The organism is Streptomyces sp. NPDC033178 (genome assembly GCF_055577685.1).
Genome location: NZ_JBVIPT010000024.1, coordinates 111,111 through 134,546 on the forward strand (window position 1 = coordinate 111,111; position 23,436 = coordinate 134,546).

Here is a 23,436-nt window from a genome sequence, read left to right on the forward strand (position 1 = left end):
ATCTCGCTCGTGATGGACAGGAGGCTGAGGTGGCCGAGACAGCTCTGACCGAGACGACGGTGGCCGAGGTGATGGCCGAGCTGGCCGCGCTCGAGGACCCAAAAGCACGCGAGGTGAACGAAAAACACGGTGACGATCACGGTGTGAACCTCAGCAAGCTGCGCGCGATCGCGAAGCGGCTCAAGACGCAGCAGGAACTCGCGCGCCGCCTCTGGGATTCGGGTGATACCGCGGCGAGGCTGCTGGCGCTCCTGATCTGCCGCCCGAAAGCGTTCGCGCTTGGCGAGTTGGACGTCATGTTGCGCGAGGCGCGCACACCCAAGGTGCACGACTGGCTCGTGAACTATGTGGTCAAGAAGAACCCGCACTCCGAAGAGCTGCGCCTGGCCTGGTTCGCCGATCCGGATCCAGTGGTCGCGAGTGCCGGCTGGGCACTGACCACTGAACGCGTCGCGAAGAAGCCCGAGGTACTGGACCTCTCAGGACTGCTCGACGTCATCGAGGCGGAGATGAAAGACGCCCCGGATCGCCTGCAGTGGGCGATGAACCACTGCCTGGCTCAGATCGGGATCGAGCACCCCGAACTCCGCACCCGTGCGATCGACATCGGTGAGCGCCTGGAGGTGCTCAAGGGCTATCCGACGTCCCCGGGCTGCACCTCTCCGTTCGCGCCCATCTGGATCACCGAGATGGTGCGCCGACAGAACGACAAGTAGGAGGGTTCGCGCTCACGCTCCTGCCTCTACCCCCTTCGAACGCGGCACCCGATGCCAACCGGTCGTGAGGCACCTCATGTCGCCTACGGCTGAAGAGCAGGCAGGGCTGCCCGAGTCGATTGAAGCGACCTGGTCGTTCGCCGTAGGGCAGACCTGTGACCAACGTCGAGCCGGTGGATCCGTAGGTGTCTGCGGACTTTCCTGCCCGGCCGGGGCACTCTCCCGCACATTGGCCTCCGAGGGATCGAATCCGGCTACCAGCTACAGCCGTCGGCCGCGAGGGGAATCTTCGTGGTCGTTCCACCGCGGGACCGGCCAATGGCGTGGTCGTCTGGCGCGTCGGGCCGCGTACTGGTGAACGCCCACGATCGTGGAGTCCACCGGGACAACTCGGCTGAGGTTCTCGTCGACGCTCCGGCCTCTGCCATCAAGGCGGTGGACGCCCGCGCCCACTCCGCCTCGGTCAACGGCACACGCGGACCCACGACCCGCTGATCAAAACAAAACTGCCTGGCGGCAGGCCGTCGGCAATGAAGAACCTGTGAATACTTCGTGATCCGGGCAGAGACCTGGCCCGGCTCCCCTTGAAACGATACCCCCGCTGTACTCCTCGACTACGACACAAGGTGGTTCACTCCGTGAGACTGACCCGCGCGACCCTCGCCGTGGCCGCCGGCGCCCTCGCTCCAGCCCTGCTGCTCTCGACTCCGTCCTTAGCCGCCACCGCCTCAATGCCGTCGACCGCCGCGGCAGCGGTGGCGGACACGGGCTCCCCCTACGACGAGATGGACGCGGACGACCTACGCATCGCGATCCTCCGCATCCTTGCCGACCCCGACAGCGGCAAGCGAGTGACCCGAGAGGCCAACCAGCTCCTCGACGACGGCACCGTGGAGGAGATGCGCGCGTGGCTCGAGACCGGCTACCGCCTCGCTCAGGCCGAGGACGACCGCGTCGCCATCGCACGGATCCTGGCCGATCCCAACATCAGCGACGCCCTGCGCGCATCGGCGTACTCGGCCCTGGACGACAACACCCCAGAAGCGCTGCGCTACTTCCTTGAGGTCGGCCAGTACGAGGTCGACGGCTAGGGCCTGCCCTTCGGACCAGGTCGGATCAGGAGCCGGGCCTGGTGCGTGTAGCTGCAAGGTGGAGGAGGGAGTCAGCGCCGCGTGTTGGCGACTGACTACAACGCCGCAGAAACGCGTGCCAGGCGCCGGAGCCCGGAATGATCCGAACGACAGGTCCTGGCCCTCGCTGGAAGTCATCTCGTGTGGGCTGTTGGGTAGCCTGCCGTCGTGGGAATCGAACTGAACACTGACGGTTGGTTGGAAGAAACCCGAGCGTCCTACGACACGGTCGCCGCCAGCTACGCGGACCGGATGCGCAACCTGCTGGATGAAACGCCCCATGAGCGCGCAGTTCTGGCTCAGTTCGCCGACCTGGTGCGCGTCAGTGGCGGAGGCCCGGTCGCGGACGTCGGATGCGGGCCGGGGAGGATCACGGCCCACCTGAGTGAACTGGGCCTGGACGCCTTCGGGATCGACCTGTCGCCCGGGATGATCGAGGTGGCTCGGCGCGATCACCCCGGCCTACGGTTCGAGCTCGGCTCGATGACTGACCTCGACCTTGCCGATGGCTCGATGGCCGGCCTGGTCGCTTGGTACTCGCTGATCCACATCCCCGACAACGAGATCTGCTCGGTCTTTGCACACTTCAAGCGAGTGGTCCGGCCTGGTGGCCCGCTGCTGATCGGCTTCCACGTCGGTGATGAGTCGCAGCTGAAGACGGAGGGCTACGGCGGCCACTCGATGAAGCTCTATGTCCATCGTCGACAGCACAGCCGCATTGCTGCCTGGCTCGACGAAGCCGGCTTCACCGTCGAGGCGCACAGGACTCTCACGTCAGCCGAGAGCACGCTCGGGGGAATCGTTCTAGCGCGCCGCCAGCCTGTTAGCCGGTAGGCCATGGACCGTTCAACGACCCAGCGGTGTTGCAAGGCGCTACACGCCCCCACCACGAGAGAATCCAGCGCTGGCCGTCGTACTCGCGCCCGGGATGCCAACTGAAAGGTGGCAGAGCCCCTCCCTCGGTGATGCAGGCTGTTGGCGGTGCAGGGCCAAGAGCACGCGGGCGCGCCAACAGCCCGCGTCGGACATGTCTCTGCGGTTTCCCGGATCGGACCGGTTCGCGTGAAAGCGCCGTCAGTCCGTGGTCCAGGCGCGGAGTTGGGCGGCAAGCTCCTGGACGCGCGCGCCCTTGTGCCGGGCGCGCATGACGAGTGCCAGGGCTTCTTCCGGCTCGTAGTGCATGTAGTGGCCGTTGGTGTTCAGAAATACCTCGGCGACCATCCACGCGAAGAACGGGTTCTTGTCGTCCAGCGGCTCATGGAGGGCGACCGACTCGAGCATCGCTGCGGCCTTGAGCCAGTCGCTGGAGTAGACGTCGCGTCCCATGTAGTGGGCCTGGACACGGGCGCAGACGCCATCGAGAACGCCGAGGTCGAGGCAGGCGGGGTCTCCCGGGAGCGTCTGGGCGATCTGGAGAAGTTCTTGCGGGGTGAGGTAGCGCGTCACGCGGCGTGGCCGTGCTGCTCGATCTCGTGCAGATCGCGGCTGCTCATCGGCGCCGGGTCGGGCCAGGCCGTGCTGTCGTCACCGGCAGCTCGCGTGTCCTGCGTGCCGAAGACCTCCGCGAGGTTCCGCACACGGTCGCCGGCATCACCGAGGGCCTTGATGAACGGGTCGTCGGCGGCGGCGAGCGCGGCGTCACGGACGAAGACCTGCGGGGTCTTGCCGACCACCTGAGCGGCGCGTTCAACACGCGCGTACTGCTCCGGGTCGAACCCGGACACCGGGGCACCGTTCTCGTCCATATGAGCGACGGTACCAGCGTGTCCGGGCGAGAACCCGTGATTCCCGGCTGCAACCTCTGGGGCGGTTTCCCGGAGCAGCATGAGCAGGCCGAGGAGCAGCGCCGGCGCCGCGAGCATCGGGCCGCGCCTCCAGGGCTCCGGTCGGGAGCGGGTGCGGATGGCCGGGCGGATGCCCACGCGCCGGGCACCGGAGCCGCTTCCCCGGCGGCCGGCGCCGCCCTGTCCGGCATCCGCAGTGTCCATCTACGCCAGCGTCTGTCCTCGCTCACCACTGGTCACTGCTGCATTCTCGGGTCCTGGGTCGGGTCGGCATACATACGCGGGCATCCACGATCGATCGCATTGGTGCGCAGTTCGTAGTGCCAGGGTTCGTTCCGGTAGATCTGGCACAGCCCGTATTCGGCACCGTGTTTGGCCAGCCACACCGTCGTATCGGAGTGCCCGATGTCGACCGCGTTCCCCGACACGTGAGGAGACGTCGCCGCGGTGGCCACCCATCGGGCGGCCTCGTCTTCGGATCCGTACTTGGAGACCGCCTCGCGAAGAAGGTGATTCTGGTACTCCGGGGAACGCCAACCGCCGTTGACGTAGAACTCGACTCCGTCGTCCGCGGCATCCGTAGCGGCCTGGCGGAGTGCCTTGAGCAGATCTGGGTCGAGGTTGGCCACGGCCGGAGTCTCGTCATCGAAGACCGTCACACCGTCGGGGACGGCGCCATCTGCCTCGCCGAGCGCACCACGGTCTTCAATGCGAAGAGTATTCGAGGGTAATACGGTCGATGAGGAGGACGAGGACTGCGACACCTGGTAGCCGAGGGCTGCGGTGATCGCTGCTATGACGAATACCAGGCCGACGATTGAGAGCCAGCGAATCCGGCGGGTCGTTGATCGTGCTGATGGTGGAGTTTGAATCATGCTGCAAGTCAAGACAGCGTGGCGTTGCCAGCACGTATCTGGTTTTCGAGACGCCGACGATATGCACCAGCTCGTAGCATCAATATCGCCCGTGTGTTGATTTTTGAGGACGAACCCGTTCCGGCAGAAGCCATCCGCGATGCCCTACGCCCGACAAGGGTTGGCCGCCGACACTGCAGACGATGCGTGAAATCACTAACAAGCCAGTCGCTATTTCGAGAATATCGAATTAATTCGGATGCCTCCGGCTTCCTTTTCCAGGCATATCCACGATCGATTCGGTTTCCACTCCGACGCCGTCTCGGCTGCTCCTCTCCACTCCCCAGAGGTAGGTGCTCAGTCCACCGACCCGGCCGCGGTCGACCGGCGAGGCGCCCGTGTGGTTCTCCCCTATAGACGTCGTTGCATTTGGCGTTGGTGGTTAGGCTGTGGTCGAGATGAGCATGGAGAACAAGACCGAGACCGCCTGCCGGATCTGCGGATACGACCAGGGCGAAGCGGTGTTCAACGAGTACGGAGTCCCGCAGTACGTCATCTGTCCTTGCTGCTACAACGAGTCCGGCATCGGCGATGACAACGTGTCACAGGTCCGCGAGCTGCGCGGATACTGGGTTGCCAGCGGCGCCCTGTGGCACGATCCGAAGTTCCGGCCAGCCGACTGGGACCTGGTGAAGCAGCTCGCCAACATTCCGTCCGAGTGGCGCTGACCTGGAACGTCGAGTGCAGCTGCCTGGCGAACCGGCGGTAGCAGATGAGGGTTACGGCGATGCCGGCGAAGGCGAGGAAGTGTTCGGCCTTGCGCTCGTAGCGGCGGTGCAGGCAGCGGAAGCCTCCCAGCCAGTTCACGATGCGCTCGACAGTCCACCGGTGCCGCCCCAGGCGGGTTGAGGATTCGATGCCCGCATGTTCACCGAGGCGATCGCGCACCGGGACCCGTCGAGGTCGCCCCTCGCGCCTAGTTCGTCGAGGGTCACACGGCTCGGGGGTGTGCTTACTGCTTGTAGGGACAGGATCGCTGCTGCTCAGCCGGGGTTTGGGAGTGCATCGAGCCCGACGAGCGCGCTGGTGATCACATCCGTCCACGGCCAGTGTCGAGCGAGCCGGAAGATGTGGCGGCGTCCGGTGGTGACGAGCTGGGCGGCGGTGAAGAACAGCCGCAGGCGCAGACGGTGAGGCTTCCATGGCCGGGCTTTGCCGGTCAGGGCGCGGAGGGGCATCCTGCTGCAGGCGGACGAGGAGGAGTTCGCCGCTGCGGTCGCGGACATCGGCAAACGGCTGCGGGCGGAGATCCGGGAACGGCAGCGGCACCGCGAGCGGATCGTACGGGTCGAGCGCGACGGCTGGATCCCACTGGCCGCACACTCGCCCCAGCGGGTTCCTGAGTGGATGGAACGCAAGCGGGAACAGCTCGCCGACCCGCAGCTCATCGACTTCTATCTCACCCTGGGCCGGGCTCTCGACCGGGCCGACGACGATCCGCGGCTGGTCGAACTGGCCGACCAGTTGGCCGCGTACATCACGCGGATGGCCGAGGAGCAGGGCGAGGGCTACGTCGACGATGCCGACATCGAGCCACCATTCGTCAAGCTGATGGACGCGCTCACGTTCGACACCGCACCGCCCGCCCGTCGACTGATCGGGCTGCTGAAGGAGCGGGGCTGGACCGGCTGGACCAAGCTCAAGCGCGTGGCCCCCACACGGGGTGCTGCCGGAACACGACGTGAAGGCACTGCGGTGCAGCGTCCGCAGCGTGTGCGGTGATGGCAGGTGGGGTTCAGGTTGGCGACAGCCAGGTGGAGGTCACCGAGACTGCTGGGCGTACGGGCCTCTCCCCCACCGGCTGCCGATGGGGAGCACTTGCCAAGTCTTGTGGATCGGTTGGGTCTTTCACGCCCCAAGAGTCTCGGGGCGATCAGTCGTGGATGGCGTTGAGGACGGCGGCAAGTTTTTCGGGCGCACTGATCATGGCCATGTGGCCGGTGTCGAGATCGATGACGTCGGGCCGAAGCAGCGCAATGGATCGCTGCTGGAGTTCCTCGACGTAGCACTGGTCGCGCGTGAGGTGCACGTACGTCCGGGGGATCTCGCGTCTATAGCCGCTCAGGTTCACGGTCTCGCTCAGCAAGGCGGCCGAGTCGTCGGCCAGCCGGTTCAGGGTGGACGCAGCGGTCGCCTCGTCCATGTCGTTGCACAGCATCGCGGCGGCGCCCTCTCGGGTCTGGCGGTATACGCCGTCGACGATGGACTGCTCCACCAGGTCCCGCACTCCCGGATCGATCTGGTCAAGCACCCGGGAACCGTCCGCCGGGACCACGGCCGACACGAGGACGACGTGGCGGATCCGGTCGGGTATGAGGTCCAGGACACGCGGGATCGTGACGCCCGCGAAAGAATGACCGACCAGGACCGCGTCGCGCAGATCCTTCGCTTCGACGTCCTCGCGGACCGCATCGGCGCAGTCCGCGAGAGTGACCGTGCCCAGGTCGGCTTCAGCTCTGGTCCCGCACCCCGGAAGGTCGACCACCAACGCTTCGGCACTCAGATGGGGGATCAGCTCGTCCCAACAGTCCGCGCCGAAGCTTGCCCCATGGATGAGAACGAACGCCATGACGTACCTCCTCGCCTACGATACGGACCGAACCATAATTGAATTCAGTTCTGCTGTGGAGGCTTGCGGCAGAGCAGGGATGTACGTGGCCTTGCCGCATCGCCGACTCTTTGGGGCTTCCGAGGTGATCACCTGGCCGAACGACTCCGTACCTCTTCGCAAGGGAAGTCACCTATGGCCATCGTCGTGGTTCTCGACATGCCGGGGATGACCCAGGCCCAGTACGAGCAGAGCGCGGAGAAGGTCGCCGGTCGACCCGGCCCGGTCAAGAGCCCCGCCGACTGGCCGGTGTCCGGACTCATCTCGCACACTGCCGCGCCCACCAGCAACGGCTGGCTCGTCGTGGACGTCTGGGAGTCCGAGGAGGCATTTCAGCAGTTCGGCGAGACCCTCATCCCCATCCTGCGAGAACTCGGCCTCGCGGACGTGCAACCGCAGACCTACCCGGTGTTCAACGTCGTCACCCGCTGAAGGCCGTCCCGTAGCTGATCCTGAACGTGGGGGCGGTTGGTCGGGGTTGGGTCCTGAGGTGCGGTTCCGGTCCTCAGTCGAGAGGCCTCTAAGCGGTTCCGCCCTCCCGCGACCGCACGACACAGCAGCGGCCGGCCGGGGACCGTCCTCCCGACAACGTGCGCATCCACGCCGGGAAATGAGCAGCAAAGTCCCCCTGCTATGGTGCGCCGATGTCATCGATCAAGAAGTTCCAAGTCACCTTCGACTGTGCGGAACCTGAGCGCGTCGCTCGTTTCTGGTGCGAGGTGTTGGGGTACGTCGCACCGACACCACCGGAGGGGTTTGCCTCTTGGGACGATTTCAACCGCTCCCTGCCTCCGGAGGATCGGGATTCATGGTTCGCCTGCAGCGATCCCTCAGGTGAGGGCCCTCGACTGTTCTTCCAGCGCGTTCCCGAAGGCAAGGTCGTCAAGAATCGGGTCCACCTTGACGTGCGGGCCGGCACGGGACTCGTGGGTGAAGAGCGTCTGGCCACGCTTCAGGCCGAATGCGCACGACTGATCGCGCTCGGTGCGGTACACGTGCTCACGCAGCTTGCCGATGACGACAACGAGTCATGCATCACGATGCAGGACATCGAGGGCAACGAGTTCTGTCTCGACTGAGCATCCTCCGAGACTGCAGGACGGCCGGGCCGATGGCCCGGTAGCCCCTGTCCGTGATGACCGTGGTCCGGCCGATGGCGGCCTTCACACCGGACGGTTCCCACGCCTTGCTGTCGATGCGGTTGCCGCGGGCCGACCGGCCCGCGGCGACGACGAGTCGGGTGTCGGCGCTCTCACGAAGTCGGCTGAGCTCGGCGCGGACGGCCGGATTGGCTTCCCAGCGCCTGTGTCGCGGGGGGCACGATCCGGGTGGCGGGCTCACCTCCGCATGGCCCCGGTGTTCGCATTTTCGTCCAAGCACCCTCGATATTTGTCCATGGATGAGTCCGCCTTCAGGCGCGAGGGTGGGCCATGAGTGAATTCAGCGTCTGGGACACGGACTTCCCGTGGGCGCCCGGGCGACGTCGTGGAAGGGCGCGGTGCCCCGTCGTCGAGGCACAGATGCCGCCCACCTTCGAGGAACTGGACGTTGAACTGCGGCTTGGCGTGAACTCGCCCCGCCCGTACTCGACTTGAAAGCCTCCTCAAAGGAGACGAAAGGCAAATGAGAGACGGTGCGTCCAGCCCCATGGCGTACAGGAGCGTGATCGACCGGCGGCCGATGCCGAGTGGGCTTGTGGCGCTGGCGCTCGGCGGGTTCGGCATCGGGCTGACCGAGTTCCTGATCGCCGGGCTGCTGCCACAGGTGGCGTCGAGTTTCGCGGTGTCCGAGGCAGCGGCGGGGTGGTTGATCTCCGGGTACGCGTTGAGTGTCGCGATCGGTGCGATCGCGCTGACCGCGGCGACGGCGCGGCTGCCCCGCAAGGCGGTTCTGGTCGGCCTGGTGGCGTTGTTCGTCATCGGCAACCTACTGTCCGCGCTCGCGCCGAGCTATCCGGTGATGTTGCTCGGACGGATCGTCGCGGCCTTGTGCCACGGGTCGTTCTTCGGTATCGGCTCGCTGGTCGCTCGCAGTCTGGTCGCGCCGGAGAGGAAGTCCCGCGCGGTGGCGGTCATGTTCGCGGGGCTGACGCTCGCGAACGTGCTGGGTGTGCCGTTCGGCGCGCTGGTCGGTGAACGCTGGGGCTGGAGGGTGGCTTTCTGGGCGGTCACCGCAATCGGCGTGCTCGCGCTGGCGGGAATCGCCGCCCTTGTCCCCGACGGGGCGGGAGAGTCGCGACCGCCGACAGTGACGGGCCACTCGGACCCGACACCCGCCGACGGTTTGCGGGCGCAGTTCCGTGCGTTCCGCTCCTGGCAGGTCTGGCTGACTCTGACCGCCACCGCGCTCAGCTACGGCGGGATGTTCGGTGCGTTCAGCTACATCGCCTACACGTTCACCGAGGTCGGCGGCTTCTCGCCCTCGGATGTCGCCTGGCTGTTGATGGTGTACGGCGTCGGTCTGGTCGTCGGGAACCTGGTCGGCGGGCGAGCGGCCGACCGCGACCGTGACCGCGCCCTGGTCCTTGCCCTGCTCGGGCTTGCCGTCACCCTGGCCATGTTCGGTCTGTTGGCCGGCAGCGCCACCGCGTCGGTGATACTCGTGTTTCTGATGGGGCTGTTCGGGTTCGCCAGCGTGCCCGGCATGATCACTCGCGTCACCGACTTCGCCCACGGAGCCGCACTGGCCGCCAGTGCCAATGTGTCCGCGTCCAACATCGGCAACGCGCTGGGCGCCTGGCTCGGAGGCCTTGCCATCACCGCGGGCCTCGGCTACACCGCGCCGCTCTACGTCGGCGCCGGCATCGTCCTGATCTCCGTCGTCGTCATGGCCGTTGCCGCACGCCAAGCCAGGTCACCCGCGCGGCAGACTGAGCACCGCATGTGAATCGACGTCGGCGGGAACCGTTGCAGCACACCTGGCGACGCTCGCCGCGTTCGACCAAGGTCCGTCTTCAAAGTGATCTCTCATCGCCGGTTCGGCAGAACAGAGAGTCAACTCCGCTCCTGCGCCTGCGGGTCAGGGCGATTGCAATGTCTTGGTGATCTTGTGCGTGTGCAGGTTGAGGACGTGCGGCAGGCAGGTCAGTTCAGGTGAGGAGTTTCGCGAGCTGGGCCATTTCGGTGGGCGGGTCGATCACCGGCTGGACGAGGAGTTCGTCGACGCCGGCCTGTTCCAGGGTGGTGATGCGGGCGAGGAGGTCGTCGCGGGTGCCGACCAGGGCCAGGGTGTTCATCAGCGAGGGCAGGACCAGGTCCCGGTCCTGCGGTGCGATGCGTCCTAGGTAGTTGGGGTAGAGCTTGGTGTGCCGGTCCGGCGCGGTGGCGGTGGTGCCGCGCCGGTCGAGGAGCCGCCGCACCGCCTCGCGTTCCTCGGGGCCGAGTTGCTCGACGAAGGCGGGTGTGTCGGCGGCTGTGTCGGCGGCGAAGGCCAGCAGCGACAGGACGAGGTGGCCCGTCGCGTCCCGGGCCGCGTCGCCGTGGGGGTCCTCGTCCTCGTCGAGCAGGTGGAGCGAGGTGACCACGTAGGAGTCCGCCCGGGGGTCCGTGTGGGAGTCGGGGCGCGGAGTGTGCCCTGGGCGGCGTGGCGGCGGGTGTCGTGCAGCGCGTGCCAGGCGGTGGGGTCCAGCAGGCCGAAGGAGATGAGGCCCGTGCCGCGGCGGCCGGCGACGGCAGCGGCCTTCGGTCCGACCAGCGCGGCCACGACGAACTCGATCGGGTCGGCGGTGTTCACATGCGCCCCGGCGTGCAGGAACCGGATGTCGCGGACCCGGTCACCCTCCCGGTACTCGGTCGAACGTCCTGCGCACAGGTCCTGCAGTACGACGGTGAAGTTCTCCAGCCTGGCCGCCGTGGTCGGCTGCATGCCCAGGGTGCGCCGGGCGGTGTTTCCGGTGCCGACTCCGCAGATGATCCGGCCCGGTGCAAGGGCGTTGAGGCTGGCGAGCCCGCTCGCGGCGGCCGGGGCCGAGCGCAGCGCCCGTGACGTCACGCCGATGCCGAGCCTGATGCGGCTGGTGGCCTTCGCACACAGGCTCAAGGCGACGAAGGGGTCGCCGTGGACCATCGGGGTGTCGTTGACCCAGAAGCTGTGCAGGCCCAACTCCTCGGCCCGCACGGCGAGTTCCTCCACACCGGGCTGCGCGGCGACAACGACGCCTGCACGCATCAAAACCTCCAAGGTGTGAGGATCCAATCGAGCCTGCTCAGCATGGCAGGTCCCGGCGCAGGGCGGTTGCGGAGTCGCGTGAACTCGTAACGTCGCAGGGTGGGGTGGCCATGCCTGACCGCAACGAAGCCCCGTTGATGCAGATGACCTTCCCAAGTCGTCTGCCTACAACGGAGCTTGGATGTGCCGTCGGTCCGCCATGCCGTGTCTCGCCAATACCCTGCCCCGCACCGGGTGGCGGGCATGTCGCTGAGGGGGCGGCTGGTCAGGTTGCCGGGCCCGCGCCGTAGGCGGGGAGTACGTCATCTATTCGTGAGTGTGGTGCTGATCGCGGCGTCCACGGTAGTGGCCAACGCCCGCTCACGCCCGGCGATCGGGCAATGGGCCGCTGCGGCCCCGCAGTCGGACCGCGCGGATGATTTCAGTAGCGCACGATTCATTTCAGGAGTCCTCCTCAGTGCCACAGCGACGATTTCAGTGCTGCGGATCACGTGGCAGGTCGGCAACCATCCGGCCGCGTGGGATCATCCTTCGGTTATGCCGCACCTGAGCCCCTCGACGTCTCCAACTCCGCCTGAATGGCCGCACTGTGGACACGGCAATACCCCGGACGACCCGGTTGGCTGCCGCGGTGTCCACATCCCCGGCCACACGGCATGCCTCGCCCACGTGGCCGATGTCGCCCGCGACGCCTACCTGGCCGGTCTGGCTCCCGGCAGTGACATCGACCACCGCGGCGTCCCCTTCACCGAACCACTCCTCGAAGCCCTTCTCGGAGCCCTCAAGGACTCCTATCATCCGCCCCGCATCGGCACTGCCAGGTTCGACGAGGCGCAGTTCACCGGCTCCGCCCACTTCGGAAGAGCGAAGTTCGCCGACTACGCCTGGTTCTGCGGCGCAGAGTTCGCCGGCCGCGCCTCCTTCAGCGACGCCGAGTTCTCCGGCAGCGCCGGATTCGACGGGGCTCAGTTCTCGGGTCAAGCCTGGTTCGACCGGGTGCAGTTCACCGGCACCGCCTATTTTCACGACGCGCGGTTCACCGACGTCGCCCGTTTCGACACCGCGGTTTTCTCCGGAAACGCCAAGTTCGACAGGACGCAGTTCACCGGCACCACGAGCTTCCACGAGGTGCACTTCGCCGAAGGCGCCTGGTTCGACAACGCGCAGTTCGCCGGTCGCACCTGGTTCGACAAGGCACAGTTCACCGATACCGCTCCCGCCTGGTTCGCCGAGGCACTGTTCTCCGGCGAGACCCGGTTCGACCAGGCGAAGTTCTCCGGCGGCGCCTGGTTCCGCAAGACGACGTTCGCCGGCGAGACCCGGTTCGAAGGGGCATTTTTCTCGGCCGCCGCCAGGTTCGTCGAGGCGCGGTTCATGGTGATGTCGTTGTTCGGGCCATTGGCATGCCCGACGGAGGTCGACCTGGCCGGCGCGGTGTTCGAGGCGCCGGTGACGCTGGAGATCGCGGCTGGTGCGGTGTTGTGCGAGAGGACCCGGTGGGAGTCGACGGCGACCCTGCGCCTGCGGTATGCCGCAGCGGACCTCAGCCAAGCGGTGCTGTCTTCCCCCGTGGCGGTCGCCGCCCACCCCGCCCCGTTCACCTTCACCGCCGTCAGCGGCAGCATGGTTGTGGACGAGAGCCAGCTGGCAGACTCGGACAGCGGGGTACGAGTGGTCTCGGTGCGCGGGGTGGACGCCGCACAACTGGTTCTGACCGATACCGACCTGAGCGACTGCCTGTTCTCCGGGGCCTTCCACCTTGATCAGTTGCGCCTGGAAGGCCGCTCCACCTTCGCCCAGCCCCCTACTGGCCTGCACCGCCGCAACCTCATCTGGCCCTACCGGTGGACCCGTCGGCGCACCTTGGCCGAGGAGCACCACTGGCGCGCGCAGTCTGCCGGCCAACCCGCACCGCATCCGGGCCAGGCGCCCTCGCCACGTGACTGGCGTAGCGGGCCGCATCATCCCGACCCTGTTCTCACCCCCGATCCGGACGATGTGGCCGCGCTCTACCGGCAGCTGCGCAAGGCGTTCGAAGACGGGAAGAACGAGCCCGGCGCGGCGGACTTCTACTACGGCGAGACGGAGATGCGCCGCCACGACCGCGTGGGCACCACCCGCACTGAACGCGGACTGCTGCACGGCTACTGGCTGCTGTCCGGCTACGGCCTGCGCGCCTCCCGGGCCCTCGGCTGGCTCGCGGCCGCTGTGCTCATCACCCTCGTGCTGCTGATGGGCTTCGGACTCCCCCAAAACTCCCCGAAGCAGAAAGCGACCGGCACCGTGCCCCCCGGCGGCGGCAAGGTCACTTTCGAGATCGACCAGGCCGACCCCCAGAACCCCACGGGAAGCAGGTTCACCAGCGGGCGCTTCGAGAAGGCCCTGAACGTCACACTCAACTCGGTGGTGTTTCGCTCCTCCGGCCAGAATCTGACCACCGCGGGCACCTACATCGAGATGGCCTCCCGCGTGACCGAACCCGTCCTTCTGGGCCTGGCCGTCCTGGCCGTCCGCAACCGCGTCAAACGCTGACCCACCGCAGCCGGCGCTCAAGCCGTCGACCTGACCGGGATCGTCGTCACCGGCAACGCGCTGCGCACCCGGCGCAAGCACGTCCGCTCCCCCACCGGGACCAGCAGGCCCACTGCCTGCTGGTGGTAAAGAACGACCAGCCGTCCCTGTTCACAGCGCTGCGCTTGCTGCCCTGGAGGCGGGTCATCGCCTGCCATGCGGCCCGCGGCCGCGGGCATGGTCGGTGTGAACTGCGGGTCGTCTCCTGCCAACCCTTCACCCGCCCGCTGGACCTCCTCGGCATCAGCTGACCAGCACAGCGTCAGATCACACGACCTTGCAACAGCCCTGGCCTGCCGGTTGAGACTTGGAACGCCTCCCCCTCCCACGGCACGAGAGCCTCGTTGTGAGGTGGCGCAACCGCTCACCAGACGAAGGTGACATCGGGGAGACTCCCTGAAGGACCGTCCAGAACATGGTCGTTGCGGTCTCGCAGCCAGCGGTCGAAGAACGAGGTGACACAGGCTCGGATCACCGTGACCGCACGGGCGGGGTCGTTCGTGCCGATGGCCTCTTCGACGATGTCCTGGCCGAGGCCGGTCTGGGGCATGACTGCCGCGAGATCGGTGTACGTCTGGTGTCGGGAGCCGCGCAGGGTCAGGTCGCGGCGCCATCCTGTGCTGTGCGACCAGAACGCCGCCCATGACGGCTCGGTTCGCGCGTGGTCGCTGCCTTCACGGCCCATCAGGAGGAAGGGGCGGTCCAGGCCGTGGGCGGCAACTTGCGATGCGGCGCCAGAGCGTCGAATCGCTGGGCCGCACCGCGCTCCATGTACGGCGCGAGGCGCTGCTCGCGGCGTGGCGCGAGAGCCGCGTACCATACGCTGATCATCAGTTCGCGGTGGGGTGCCGACGGCATCCACGGGTCGGGCCGAGTGCGGTCCGTCAGTCGGAGCGAGACCGTACCGATCGTGAACGGTCCCGTCGGCTCGGGGAGACGGATCCGGCTCGCCGAGCGGCGGGCCGGCGCTGGAGCAGCGGTCGTTGGAATCAACGCCAGGACTGTCGGCAACCCCGGTCACTCGGCTCACCGCGTTCCGTTCCGGCAGACGGAGGCTGCGGCCGTTCAGCAGCGGCGCGGTCAACGACACCGACTTCGTCCACGTGTGGGTCGCTTGGACGGCGGGGACTCTCGTCAGGATCGGCTGCCTGACGGGGCGGGGCGTGTGGATGGTCTCAGACATGCAGGGTGGGCCGGTAGACGAGCTCTTGGATGTGGCCGTCGAGGGTCCGGCTCTCGATCAGTTCCAGGTCGAAGTCGGATGCGCCCTGGAAGATCGGGTCCAGCCCGGTCCGACCGGTGATCACAGGGAAGAGCGTCACCTGGACGCGGTCGACGAGACCCGCGGCCATCAGCGCCCGGTTCATCGACAGGCTGCCGTGCGAGCGCAACGGCACCTCGGACTCCTCCTTGAGCCGGGCGACGACGTCGACGGCGTCACCGCTCACGACGTTCGCATCCGGCCAGTCGAGGGGTCCCTCCAGTGTGGTCGAGACCACCGTTGCCGGCAGGTTCCTCATCCGCGTGACCCATGGGTCACGCACCTCGGACTCCTCGGTGCTCGCGGCCAGCATCTGCGCGAACGCCCGATACGTGTTGGCCCCGAAGACCATCCGCTGATCCTCGCCGTACAGGTCGAGGCGGTGGTCGAGGAGCTCGGGGCCCTGCTTGCCCCAGTAACCGGTCCAGTTGCCGCCGGCGGCGCCGAAGCCGTCGAGGCTGCAAAAGACGTCGAATGTGTAGGTGGCAGTCATGACGCTCTCCTCAAGTGTGGTGATCGCTTGTGTGGATACAGACTGGCGACCACGCCGAAACTCATCGCCCTCGGCTCACGGAGTCCGGCAACCCGGATGCGGCTCCGGGGGGCCTCCAGGGGGCGGACTCCGCCGGTCACTCGTTTCGGCATGGTGGCTTGTAAGAGGGCGTCGAGGCGAAGTGCCGGGGGCAGGGGCGCGCCGTCCGTCGTCCGGCAGGGCTGAAGGAAGTGGCGAGAGCTCACTGGCGCTTGAGCGATCCAGGATCTCCTTCTCGTTCATGGCAGTCATGGCAGCGGGCACGATTCGCGATGCCGGGAACTCGCCAAGTTCCTGTTTCGTCAGTTCGGCTCATATGCGGTCAGGCGGCAGCCGCCATTGCCGAGGGAGTGACCGGTGTCGGCGCCTGGGTGTGCCGACGGCGTCCTTCGACCCGCCCGACTGAATTACTCGGGGTCCGGGTGAGCGGTCCTGAGTTCCGGGGACACCCGGGCCGGATCCACTTCGGTCACGGCCGTCTTCGCGTCCAGTTCCCAGCCCTTCTCGTACGCCGCGGCGAAGGCTTCCTCGCCCAGCGCGGTCCGACCTCGACGGGTGAGGTCGCGAACCTGTGGATCGGTGCGGTCGTGGGCGCCGCGCAGCCGGGAGGCGGCGCCGAGCAGGACGGCGGCCTCGTGATGCCGCCCGTACGCCTCGGCGAGTGCGGCCGTGTTCACCGCCACCAGCGACAGGATGGGCAGGTCCCTGGTCTCCAGGGCCGCCGCGTACGCCGCCGCCAGCGCCTTCGCCGCACCGGCCGGGTCGCCCGTCTCCAGGCAGAGCGAGGCCCGTGCGCTGCCGACCAGCGTCCGCCCGTGGTCGCCGGGGAACGGGGTATCGTCGTGCAGCCCCTGTTCGGCTTTGTCGAGCAGCTCCCGCGCCCGGTCCAGGTCGCCGAGCCGCACCCAGAGGACGGCGTCCCACGCGTCGACCAGGAGCAGCATCTCCGGCGAGTTCGCGCGCAGCGCCCGCTCCCGGGCCGAGTCGATCATCGCGATCACCAGGTCCGTGTCGCCGCGCCGCAGGTGCAGGTCGATCCAGCGCAGGTCGCCGAACACCTCGTCGCCGAGACTGAGCGAGCCGAACTCGCCTGCCAGCGACCGGGCTTCGCGCAGGTCGGCCAGCGCGCCGTCGAGCTCGTCGTCGTACTGCCGCAGCTGGGCCCGCAACGGCAGCACGTTGGCCTGGCCCCAGCGGTCGCCGACCTGCTGGAGACAGGCCAGGGCCGCTTCGACGTCGGTGCGCATCCGGTCCAGCTCGCCCGCGTTCTCGGCGAACTGGGCACGGAACATGCGGGCCAGCCCGGACAGCCACACGTCGTCGCCGTCGGCGAGGCGCTCGACGAGCGCGGGCGTGCTCCGATCCTCCTGCAGGAACGCCAGCGGGAGCGCGGTGAGCGCGCCGTACGGGCCGGGCAGCTCCGGGTACGCGAGCAGCCGGTCGGCCAGCTCGCGCAGCTCGGCCTGGTCGCCCGCGGCCTGCTCGGCGGCCGTCCCCGGCCGGGTGTCGACCCGGTTGAGCAGATGGATCGCGTGGGCGCAGTCGCGGTCGGGCGTCGGCTCGCCGCCGGGCACCGACAAGGCCTCGCCCAGCCAGTGGGCCGCGTCGGACTTCCGGCCGAACATCTGCCAGTACCAGGTCAGGTTCAGGGCAAGAGCGACCGCGCCGGGGGCGTCGCCGGTGTCGCATCGCCGGCGCAGCGCGGCGAGCGTGTTGTCGTACTCGGCGCCGATGACTCGTATGGCCGTCAGCTGGCCGGGCCCGCGGAGCTGCGGGTTGTACCGGGCCATCAGCTCGGCGAAGTGGTCGGCGGCCAGGTCGCGGACGGTGCCGAGGTCGCCCGTCTCGGCCAGGCGGTCGGTGCCGTACTCGCGCAACGTCTCCAGCATGCGGTAGCGGCCGGGGGCGGGCGCGAGTTGCAGCAGTGAACGGTCGACCAGGTCGGCGAGCAGCTCTGGGATGTCGGCGGCCTGTACCGCGGTGTCGGCGCAGAGCGCGGTGGCCGAGGCCGGTGTGGCTCCGGCGGGCAGGATCGAAACGCGTTCGGCGACCGTACGCTCGTCCTCGCTCAGCAGGTCCCAGCTCCAGGCGATGACCGCGCGCAGCGTGCGGTGCCGGGGCAGCGCGGTGCGGCTGCCGGTGGTGAGCAGCCGGAACCGGTCGGAGAGCCCGTCGGCGAGCTCGGGCAGCGACAGCGTCCGCAGTCGGGCCGCGGCCAGTTCGAGAGCCAGCGGCATCCCGTCCAGGCTGCGGACCACCCGCCGGATCTCGGGCAGCGTCGTCTCGTCGACGTCGAAGCCGGGGCGTACGGCCGCGGCCCGCTCGGTGAACAGGCGTACCGATGCCGCCCGTTGAGCCTGTTCGACGCCGTCGTCCGGGGCGGGCAGCGCGAGCGGGCCGAGCGGTACGAGCGCCTCGCCGTCGACCGCGAGGGGTTCGCGGCTGGTGGCGAGCACGCGCAGCCCGACGCAGCGGGACAGCAGGGCCGTGACCAGGTGGGCCACGGCGTCGATCAGGTGCTCGCAGTTGTCGACCAGCAACAGGCTCTCGCGGCCGCCGAGTTGGTCGACGAGTACGTCCAGGTCGTCGCCGTCCACTCGCGTCCGGGCCTCGAACATCGCGCCGCCGCGCAGCCCGATCCCGGCGAGCAGGGCCGCGCCGACCTTGGCCGGCTCGGTCACCGAGGCGAGGTCGATCATCCAGGCGCCGTCGCGGTACTCGTGTCGGTGGCGGCGGGCGGCCTCGACGGCGAGCCGGGTCTTGCCGGCGCCGCCGGGACCGAGCACGGTGACCAGTCGCCCGGCGGCGAGCAGCGTGCCGATCCGGGCCAGGTCGTCGTTGCGCCCGATGAAGCTGGTCAGCGGCGCGGGCAGGTTGCCGGGTCCGGCCTGTGCGGTGTTGGCGGCCTGGGCGGGCCGCTCGGCGCGCAGCAGGCTCAGGTGGCGCTCGCGCAGGGCGGCGCCCGGGTCGGTGCCGAGGTCGTCGGCCAGGTTTTCGCGGACCCGCTCGTACAAAGCAAGGGCCTCGGCCTGGCGGCCCTGGGTGGCGAGCGCGTCCATGAGCAGCGCGGCCGCCCGCTCGTGGACGGGGTGCTCGGTGAGCAGTGCGGTCAGGCGGGCCGCTGCCATGTCGGCCTGGCCCAGGGTGAGCTCGGCGTCGGCCAGGTCGGCGACGGCCTCGACCGAGGCGTGGGCCAGCCGGGTCGCGGAGGCGGGCGCCACCGCGGCAACCGCTGTGGGCTCGGCGCCGGGACGGGTACCGGGATGGTCGCCCCACACCGCCACGGCCTCACCGAGCACGGCCGCCGCGGTATACGGGTCGCCGCCGCGCAGGCAGTCACGGCCGGCGGTTGCGAGCTGCTCGAACCGCAGCGCGTCCACGTCGGCCGCGGCCACGTCCAGCCGGTACCCGCCCGCGACCTGCGCGACAGCGTCGGCGGAGCCGATGGCCCTGCGCAGCCGCGAGGCGAGGGCCTGCAGGGCGTGGGCGGGGCCGGCCGGCGGATGCTCGGCCCAGATCGCGTCCACCAGGACGCCCTGTGCGACCGTACGACCGCCGGCGAGCGCCAGCCGTACGGCCAGACCCTGCAACCGCGCGCCGACAACGGGCAGGACGGTGCCACCGCGAGACGCCTGAAAGGCGCCGAGCAGCGTGATGCGAAGCCGGGCGTCCCCGTCCATCCCCCGATCTTCGCGTGCGCACGCACGATCCCCAAATCAGGGCAGCAGTACCTGACTTCCCTGTCGACGCCCGTACCGGAAGGCGCCGGACGGGAGTGTCAGCGCCGTGTGAGCCCCGTGTGAGCGGCCCGCGTCAGTCTCTGCGTGCCTCAGAAGAGGCTACGGAAGAGGCTTCGGAAGGGGAGTTCTCGTGCATGACGTAGTGATTGTGGGCGCCGGCCCTGTTGGTCTTTTCCTTGCCTGCGAGCTTGGCCTCGCGGGCTGCTCCGTCCTGGTGCTGGAGCGGGAGCCCGAGGGCCGCTCCCCCTGGAAGGCGGACCCGCTCGGGATGCGGGGCCTGTCCGCCGCGTCGGTCGAGGCGTTCTACCGCCGCGGGATGCTGCACCCGCTGCTGACTGCGTCGGGTGTCCACGAAGATCCCGGCTCGAACCCCGACACGGACGAACCGTCACCCCCTCGTGGCGTGAGCCACTTCGCGGGCATGATGCTCGATCCGGCCCAGGTCGACGTCACCGCCCTGCCGTTCCGGCTTCCCGGCCCGGCAACGGAGGGAGTGATGACGAACCTCGAAGCGGTCGAGACGGTGCTGTCCGAGCGAGCGTCCGAACTCGGCGTGGAGGTCAGGCGCGGCGTCACGGTCTCAGCCGTCGCGCAGGACGGTGAGAGCGTGGTCGTGCAGGCCGGCGAGCACGAGTACGCGGCGCGATGGGTCGTCGGCTGCGACGGCGGACGCAGCGCGGTGCGTGGGCTCGCGGGCTTCGAATTCGTCGGCACCGAGCCGCAGTTCACCGGCTACATCGTGCTCGCCACCATCGCCGACCCCGAGAAACTGCACCCCGGGTTCAACCTGACGCCGACAGGCATGTACCTCCGGACGCCCGCGCAGGAGTACATCGGCATGCTGGAGTTCGACGGCGGCGCCTTCGATCGCTCGCAGCGGCCGACTCGCGAGCATCTCCAAATGGTTCTCCGCCGCGTGTCCGGCACCGATGTGACGCTGACCGACGTCCATCTCGCTTCCAGCTTCACCGATCGGGCGATGCAGACGACGACCTACCGGCAGGGGCGCGTTCTGCTCGCCGGCGACTCCGCCCACATCCACTCTCCGTTGGGAGCGCAGGGACTCAACCTCGGCCTCGGCGACGCCATGAACCTGGGATGGAAGCTCGCCGCGACCGTGCACGGACACGCGCCGGACGGGCTTCTCGACACCTACACCCGCGAGCGCCGTCCGATCGGCGCAGCGGTGCTCGACTGGACGCGCGCCCAGGCCGCGGCCATGAAGCCGGACCCGCATGCCCAGGCGATCCAAGGAGTGCTGCGCGACCTGCTCGGGACCCGAGACGGAACGACCTACGTGTTCAAGAGGACATCGGGATCGTCGAACCGCTACGACCTCGGCAGCGAACACCCGCTGGTCGGCCGCAACGTCCCGGACTTCCGCCTTGAGGACGGCACCCGCCTCGGCGACCTGACGCAGGACGGACGAGGTGTCGCGCTCGATTTCAGCATCGACCGATGCCTGCACGGTCCAGCGATGCGCTGGGAGAGCCGGATGCGATATGCAGCCGGACCGGCGAGGAACGACCTCGGACTCGGTGCCGTGCTGATCCGACCCGACGGCACGGTCGCCTGGGCAGGTGATCGTGACCCTGACCGTGCAGCGTTCGAACAGGCCGCCGGCCATTGGTTCGGCGCCCCGCACATCTGAATCAGCCATCCCGACAACCGAGTTCAAGGAGCACACATGACAATCACCATCCGACCGGGCACCACCGTGATGTTCACCGGCGATTCGATCACCGACTGCCGACGGCTGGAGAGCGAAGACCGTCTCGGGTTCGGCTACCCGCTGCGCGTCGCGGGCGAGTGGGGACTCCGGCACCCTGACCGGACCGTGAACTGGCTGAACTCCGGCATCGCGGGCGACAAGGTGATGGACCTCGAAGCCCGATGGCAGGCGGACGTCCTCGACGCGCGCCCGGACGTGGTGTCGATCCTCGTCGGCGGAAACGACGTCGGCTGGCACTCGTACGACCCGGACGGCTACGTGATCCCCGCGGAGGACTTCGCGGCAGGGTACGACCGTCTGCTCGCGCCCCTCGCCGAGGCCGGCACCGACCTGATCCTCATCGAACCGTTCCTCCTGCCGATTCGCGGACTGGTCGAGGTCGGCGACATGCACCTCGACGAAAAGGTCCGGAAGGAGTGGCGGGCCGACCTGGACCCGAAGATCCAGGTCGTGCGCGAACTCGCCCGCAAATACGGTGCGCAACTGCTCGCCGCCGACGGCATGTTCGCCGAACTCGCCGCGACGACCGGGCCGGAGTACTGGGCTGCGGACGGCGTGCACCCGACACCGGCCGGCCACGCCGCACTCGCGGCGGCCTGGATGCGCCTGGTGGAGTGACCGGGCCTCGCGATCGCCCGCGACACCGGCGACTTCGGCGACTTCGGCGACCGCGAGGAACGTCACCGACCGGGACGTCGACGCTGCGCGGACGGAAGTAGTCAGCTCTCGCCGAAGTCCTTGGTCTTGATGAAGCGGTGGTCAGTGTTCGACGGGCCGTTCTTCGTTCCGCGCAGGATCCAGTAACCGTCGTCCTTGCGGGGCTTGTTGAAGCCGAAAGTGCCGATGAGCAGCTCGTCGCGGCCATCGGTGTCGAGGTCGGCGATGTGCAGGTCCCAGCCGAAGAAGTCACGGTCCCCCTCGTGCTGAGGGGAGCCGCCGAGGCCGATCGCGTACCGGTCGATCTTGCCGGTACGGGCCGCGTCGAGCCCGTCCTTGCCGCCGAGGAGCACCACCACCTGGCCGACGCGGCGATCGATGCCATGCGACTGGGTGGCGATGTCGTCGTGGCCGTCGCCGTCTACGTCGCCGACCGCGACGGCGCTGACGACGTCCAGCTTCCCTAGTGCGTCGGCGGCCCTGCCCCGGCCGGGGCCCTCGTCGCTTCCGTAGACGGCAACGGCTTCGGTGAGGCCCACCCGGGCGAGGATGTCGGCGTGGCCGTCACCGTCGAAGTCCCCGGCGGCCACGGGCTTGCCGACGGGGGCCTGGCTGTCGGGCCGAGTCGTGATTCCGGGTACGGCCCCGGCGGGCTTCAGCCCCTGAGGCGTACCCCGGTAGAACACGGCATCGATGACGTCTTCCGGCATGTCGTCCTCGAAGCGGACGTCCTCCTCGTCGTACTCGGACTTGGTCACCAGGTCGTCCCGGGCGTCGCCGTCGAAGTCGCCGACGACCGCGTGGGCCGCGGACACCCAGCCCTGTTGACCCACGTCGATACTGGAGGTGGTGCGGGGCGCCCCGCCGTCGCGGCTGAGCGGGCCGTACAGGACAGTGGCGAGCTGCGGCTTGCGCTCGTACTGGCTGCCGGGCTCCGCGAGGGTCAGCAGGTCGAGGGCTCCGTCGCCGTCGAAGTCCCCGGCGGCGGTGGCCGGGAGGACGTCGGCGGGCAGCTTGGTGACGCCTGCGGGGCCGTCGGGGCCGCCCCAGACGATGCGCTGCTCGGGCGTGTACTTCCCGTTGGGGTGGCTCAGCAGGTTGCGTACGACGACATCGGCGTGGCCGTCGTCATCGAGATCCCCGGTGAACTGGGTCGACCGGTCGTACGCGATCGGCGAGTTGGTGACCCGGGGGTCCGGCTTGGTGTAGCGCTCCGCGAGGCGGAAGGCCTTGTCCGGTTCCGGGCCGCCGGATGCGGCGAGGGCGACGAAGCGGTTGTTGTGCCAATCGCCACCTGCCTTCGGCTCCTTGTACCAGCCGTTGACGACCGCGTCGGCGTGCCCGTCGCCGTTCACGTCGTCCCGGTTGACCTCGCCGTCGTCCCGCTGAGCGGGGGAAGGGGGCGTCGGCGCCGACTTCCCGTCTTCGCCCGAACAGCCCGTGAACAGCAGGGTGGTCGCGCAGAGACAGACCAGGGCGACAGCAGGGCGGTGGGCACGGCGGCGGCGCATGGCGCAAGTGTGCGAGACGCAGCTCACGGGCCCGTAACGACGGGGTCAGGGTCGGATTCCGGTCAGAAACCTAGGCGTCGGCGCGGGACTGGCGTCAGGGCAGGAACTGAATC

General features: G+C 68.6%; 23 protein-coding genes and 3 pseudogenes. 13 read left to right on the forward strand and 13 right to left on the reverse strand.

Features of this window, described 5'->3' with window-relative positions; genetic code table 11:
• Window positions 1-71 precede the first annotated feature (71 nt).
• The 4 genes from ACZ5VQ_RS42480 to ACZ5VQ_RS42495 all read left to right on the forward strand — a co-directional run bounded on the left by ACZ5VQ_RS42480 (window position 72) and on the right by ACZ5VQ_RS42495 (window position 2,680).
• A complete protein-coding gene (locus tag ACZ5VQ_RS42480) occupies window positions 72-716 on the forward strand; it encodes a DNA alkylation repair protein (RefSeq protein ID WP_469109736.1) in 645 nt (214 codons plus the stop codon).
• A 318-nt stretch (window positions 717-1,034) separates the two neighbouring features.
• Window positions 1,035-1,211: a hypothetical protein gene (locus tag ACZ5VQ_RS42485; protein WP_469109693.1), complete on the forward strand. Its 177-nt coding sequence runs from the start codon at window positions 1,035-1,037 to the stop codon at window positions 1,209-1,211.
• A 143-nt stretch (window positions 1,212-1,354) separates the two neighbouring features.
• Entirely contained in the window at window positions 1,355-1,807 is a 453-nt protein-coding gene (locus ACZ5VQ_RS42490) for an ALF repeat-containing protein (protein ID WP_469109694.1), read from the forward strand.
• A 219-nt stretch (window positions 1,808-2,026) separates the two neighbouring features.
• Window positions 2,027-2,680, forward strand: a complete 654-nt coding sequence (locus ACZ5VQ_RS42495; RefSeq protein ID WP_469109737.1) for a class I SAM-dependent DNA methyltransferase — start codon at window positions 2,027-2,029, stop codon at window positions 2,678-2,680.
• 240 nt (window positions 2,681-2,920) lie between these two features.
• On the opposite strand, the gene ACZ5VQ_RS42500 is transcribed toward ACZ5VQ_RS42495, so the two are convergent.
• The 3 genes from ACZ5VQ_RS42500 to ACZ5VQ_RS42510 all read right to left on the reverse strand — a co-directional run bounded on the left by ACZ5VQ_RS42500 (window position 2,921) and on the right by ACZ5VQ_RS42510 (window position 4,505).
• The gene (locus tag ACZ5VQ_RS42500; RefSeq protein WP_200401074.1) at window positions 2,921-3,292 is read right to left on the reverse strand and encodes a type II toxin-antitoxin system death-on-curing family toxin; all 372 of its coding nucleotides are present in this window, start codon (window positions 3,290-3,292) and stop codon (window positions 2,921-2,923) included.
• A complete protein-coding gene (locus ACZ5VQ_RS42505; RefSeq protein ID WP_469109695.1) occupies window positions 3,289-3,591 on the reverse strand; it encodes a hypothetical protein in 303 nt (100 codons plus the stop codon). Before ACZ5VQ_RS42505 ends, ACZ5VQ_RS42500 begins: the two co-directional genes overlap by 4 nt.
• Window positions 3,592-3,866: 275 nt before the next feature.
• Window positions 3,867-4,505 (reverse strand): M15 family metallopeptidase, encoded by a 639-nt coding sequence (locus ACZ5VQ_RS42510; protein WP_469109696.1) that lies wholly within the window; start codon window positions 4,503-4,505, stop codon window positions 3,867-3,869.
• A gap of 437 nt (window positions 4,506-4,942) precedes the next feature.
• Here ACZ5VQ_RS42510 and ACZ5VQ_RS42515 point away from each other — a divergent pair, with 437 nt between their 5' ends.
• Entirely contained in the window at window positions 4,943-5,212 is a 270-nt protein-coding gene (locus ACZ5VQ_RS42515; RefSeq protein WP_469109697.1) for a hypothetical protein, read from the forward strand.
• 31 nt (window positions 5,213-5,243) lie between these two features.
• Here the strand turns inward: ACZ5VQ_RS42515 and ACZ5VQ_RS42520 are convergent.
• A pseudogene (locus tag ACZ5VQ_RS42520) lies at window positions 5,244-5,405 on the reverse strand (transposase); the annotation flags it as partial.
• A gap of 122 nt (window positions 5,406-5,527) precedes the next feature.
• Window positions 5,528-5,722: pseudogene (locus ACZ5VQ_RS42525) on the reverse strand (transposase); the annotation flags it as partial.
• Between ACZ5VQ_RS42525 and ACZ5VQ_RS42530 the strand changes: the two are divergent.
• The gene (locus ACZ5VQ_RS42530) at window positions 5,697-6,266 is read left to right on the forward strand and encodes a hypothetical protein (RefSeq protein WP_469109698.1); all 570 of its coding nucleotides are present in this window, start codon (window positions 5,697-5,699) and stop codon (window positions 6,264-6,266) included. The pseudogene ACZ5VQ_RS42525 and the gene ACZ5VQ_RS42530 sit on opposite strands and share 26 nt — an antisense overlap.
• Before the next feature lie 151 nt (window positions 6,267-6,417).
• On the opposite strand, the gene ACZ5VQ_RS42535 is transcribed toward ACZ5VQ_RS42530, so the two are convergent.
• Window positions 6,418-7,113, reverse strand: a complete 696-nt coding sequence (locus ACZ5VQ_RS42535; protein WP_469109699.1) for an alpha/beta fold hydrolase — start codon at window positions 7,111-7,113, stop codon at window positions 6,418-6,420.
• A gap of 174 nt (window positions 7,114-7,287) precedes the next feature.
• On the opposite strand from ACZ5VQ_RS42535, the gene ACZ5VQ_RS42540 reads away from it, so the two are divergent.
• The 4 genes from ACZ5VQ_RS42540 to ACZ5VQ_RS42555 all read left to right on the forward strand — a co-directional run bounded on the left by ACZ5VQ_RS42540 (window position 7,288) and on the right by ACZ5VQ_RS42555 (window position 10,038).
• Window positions 7,288-7,584, forward strand: a complete 297-nt coding sequence (locus ACZ5VQ_RS42540; RefSeq protein ID WP_469109700.1) for a hypothetical protein — start codon at window positions 7,288-7,290, stop codon at window positions 7,582-7,584.
• Between the two features lie 212 nt (window positions 7,585-7,796).
• A complete protein-coding gene (locus tag ACZ5VQ_RS42545) occupies window positions 7,797-8,231 on the forward strand; it encodes a VOC family protein (protein WP_469109701.1) in 435 nt (144 codons plus the stop codon).
• Window positions 8,232-8,582: 351 nt separating this feature from the next.
• Entirely contained in the window at window positions 8,583-8,747 is a 165-nt protein-coding gene (locus ACZ5VQ_RS42550) for a hypothetical protein (RefSeq protein ID WP_469109702.1), read from the forward strand.
• Window positions 8,748-8,832: 85 nt separating this feature from the next.
• Complete coding sequence (locus ACZ5VQ_RS42555; protein ID WP_469109738.1) at window positions 8,833-10,038, forward strand: MFS transporter; 1,206 nt, start codon at window positions 8,833-8,835, stop codon at window positions 10,036-10,038.
• 202 nt (window positions 10,039-10,240) lie between these two features.
• Here ACZ5VQ_RS42555 and ACZ5VQ_RS42560 read toward each other — a convergent pair whose 3' ends face one another.
• The gene (locus ACZ5VQ_RS42560) at window positions 10,241-10,675 is read right to left on the reverse strand and encodes a hypothetical protein (RefSeq protein ID WP_469109744.1); all 435 of its coding nucleotides are present in this window, start codon (window positions 10,673-10,675) and stop codon (window positions 10,241-10,243) included.
• Between the two features lie 101 nt (window positions 10,676-10,776).
• Window positions 10,777-11,319: pseudogene (locus ACZ5VQ_RS42565) on the reverse strand (LLM class flavin-dependent oxidoreductase); the annotation flags it as partial.
• Between the two features lie 312 nt (window positions 11,320-11,631).
• Between ACZ5VQ_RS42565 and ACZ5VQ_RS42570 the strand changes: the two are divergent.
• Window positions 11,632-13,851 carry a pentapeptide repeat-containing protein gene (locus tag ACZ5VQ_RS42570; RefSeq protein ID WP_469109703.1) on the forward strand — a complete coding sequence of 740 codons (2,220 nt, stop codon included), beginning with the start codon at window positions 11,632-11,634 and terminating at the stop codon, window positions 13,849-13,851.
• Between the two features lie 403 nt (window positions 13,852-14,254).
• On the opposite strand, the gene ACZ5VQ_RS42575 is transcribed toward ACZ5VQ_RS42570, so the two are convergent.
• The 4 genes from ACZ5VQ_RS42575 to ACZ5VQ_RS42590 form a co-directional block, all read right to left on the reverse strand.
• A complete protein-coding gene (locus ACZ5VQ_RS42575; RefSeq protein WP_469109704.1) occupies window positions 14,255-14,575 on the reverse strand; it encodes a hypothetical protein in 321 nt (106 codons plus the stop codon).
• Window positions 14,575-14,721 (reverse strand): hypothetical protein, encoded by a 147-nt coding sequence (locus ACZ5VQ_RS42580; RefSeq protein ID WP_469109705.1) that lies wholly within the window; start codon window positions 14,719-14,721, stop codon window positions 14,575-14,577. The genes ACZ5VQ_RS42575 and ACZ5VQ_RS42580 overlap by 1 nt, the downstream gene beginning before the upstream one ends.
• A 344-nt stretch (window positions 14,722-15,065) precedes the next feature.
• Window positions 15,066-15,644 carry a dihydrofolate reductase family protein gene (locus ACZ5VQ_RS42585; RefSeq protein WP_469109706.1) on the reverse strand — a complete coding sequence of 193 codons (579 nt, stop codon included), beginning with the start codon at window positions 15,642-15,644 and terminating at the stop codon, window positions 15,066-15,068.
• A gap of 446 nt (window positions 15,645-16,090) precedes the next feature.
• Complete coding sequence (locus ACZ5VQ_RS42590; protein ID WP_469109707.1) at window positions 16,091-19,363, reverse strand: ATP-binding protein; 3,273 nt, start codon at window positions 19,361-19,363, stop codon at window positions 16,091-16,093.
• Window positions 19,364-19,553: 190 nt separating this feature from the next.
• Between ACZ5VQ_RS42590 and ACZ5VQ_RS42595 the strand changes: the two genes are divergently transcribed.
• Both ACZ5VQ_RS42595 and ACZ5VQ_RS42600 read left to right on the forward strand, forming a co-directional pair.
• A complete protein-coding gene (locus tag ACZ5VQ_RS42595) occupies window positions 19,554-21,074 on the forward strand; it encodes an FAD-dependent monooxygenase (protein WP_469109708.1) in 1,521 nt (506 codons plus the stop codon).
• Between the two features lie 36 nt (window positions 21,075-21,110).
• Window positions 21,111-21,773 carry a GDSL-type esterase/lipase family protein gene (locus ACZ5VQ_RS42600; protein WP_469109709.1) on the forward strand — a complete coding sequence of 221 codons (663 nt, stop codon included), beginning with the start codon at window positions 21,111-21,113 and terminating at the stop codon, window positions 21,771-21,773.
• 101 nt (window positions 21,774-21,874) lie between these two features.
• Here the strand turns inward: ACZ5VQ_RS42600 and ACZ5VQ_RS42605 are convergent, their stop codons facing one another.
• Window positions 21,875-23,323, reverse strand: a complete 1,449-nt coding sequence (locus ACZ5VQ_RS42605; protein ID WP_469109710.1) for an FG-GAP repeat domain-containing protein — start codon at window positions 23,321-23,323, stop codon at window positions 21,875-21,877.
• Between the last annotated feature and the right edge of the window lie 113 nt (window positions 23,324-23,436).

Bases quoted from the DNA above. Each gene is read 5' to 3' on its own strand.
- ACZ5VQ_RS42480 (WP_469109736.1), top strand. From the start codon at position 72: ATGGCCGAGCTGGCCGCGCTCGAGGACCCAAAAGCACGCGAGGTGAAC.
- ACZ5VQ_RS42485 (WP_469109693.1), top strand. From the start codon at position 1,035: ATGGCGTGGTCGTCTGGCGCGTCGGGCCGCGTACTGGTGAACGCCCAC.
- ACZ5VQ_RS42505 (WP_469109695.1), bottom strand. From the start codon at position 3,591: ATGGACGAGAACGGTGCCCCGGTGTCCGGGTTCGACCCGGAGCAGTAC.
- ACZ5VQ_RS42510 (WP_469109696.1), bottom strand. From the start codon at position 4,505: ATGATTCAAACTCCACCATCAGCACGATCAACGACCCGCCGGATTCGC.
- ACZ5VQ_RS42515 (WP_469109697.1), top strand. From the start codon at position 4,943: ATGAGCATGGAGAACAAGACCGAGACCGCCTGCCGGATCTGCGGATAC.
- ACZ5VQ_RS42535 (WP_469109699.1), bottom strand. From the start codon at position 7,113: ATGGCGTTCGTTCTCATCCATGGGGCAAGCTTCGGCGCGGACTGTTGG.
- ACZ5VQ_RS42540 (WP_469109700.1), top strand. From the start codon at position 7,288: ATGGCCATCGTCGTGGTTCTCGACATGCCGGGGATGACCCAGGCCCAG.
- ACZ5VQ_RS42545 (WP_469109701.1), top strand. From the start codon at position 7,797: ATGTCATCGATCAAGAAGTTCCAAGTCACCTTCGACTGTGCGGAACCT.
- ACZ5VQ_RS42550 (WP_469109702.1), top strand. From the start codon at position 8,583: ATGAGTGAATTCAGCGTCTGGGACACGGACTTCCCGTGGGCGCCCGGG.
- ACZ5VQ_RS42555 (WP_469109738.1), top strand. From the start codon at position 8,833: ATGCCGAGTGGGCTTGTGGCGCTGGCGCTCGGCGGGTTCGGCATCGGG.
- ACZ5VQ_RS42575 (WP_469109704.1), bottom strand. From the start codon at position 14,575: ATGGGCCGTGAAGGCAGCGACCACGCGCGAACCGAGCCGTCATGGGCG.
- ACZ5VQ_RS42580 (WP_469109705.1), bottom strand. From the start codon at position 14,721: ATGATCAGCGTATGGTACGCGGCTCTCGCGCCACGCCGCGAGCAGCGC.
- ACZ5VQ_RS42585 (WP_469109706.1), bottom strand. From the start codon at position 15,644: ATGACTGCCACCTACACATTCGACGTCTTTTGCAGCCTCGACGGCTTC.
- ACZ5VQ_RS42590 (WP_469109707.1), bottom strand. From the start codon at position 19,363: ATGGACGGGGACGCCCGGCTTCGCATCACGCTGCTCGGCGCCTTTCAG.
- ACZ5VQ_RS42600 (WP_469109709.1), top strand. From the start codon at position 21,111: ATGACAATCACCATCCGACCGGGCACCACCGTGATGTTCACCGGCGAT.
- ACZ5VQ_RS42605 (WP_469109710.1), bottom strand. From the start codon at position 23,323: ATGCGCCGCCGCCGTGCCCACCGCCCTGCTGTCGCCCTGGTCTGTCTC.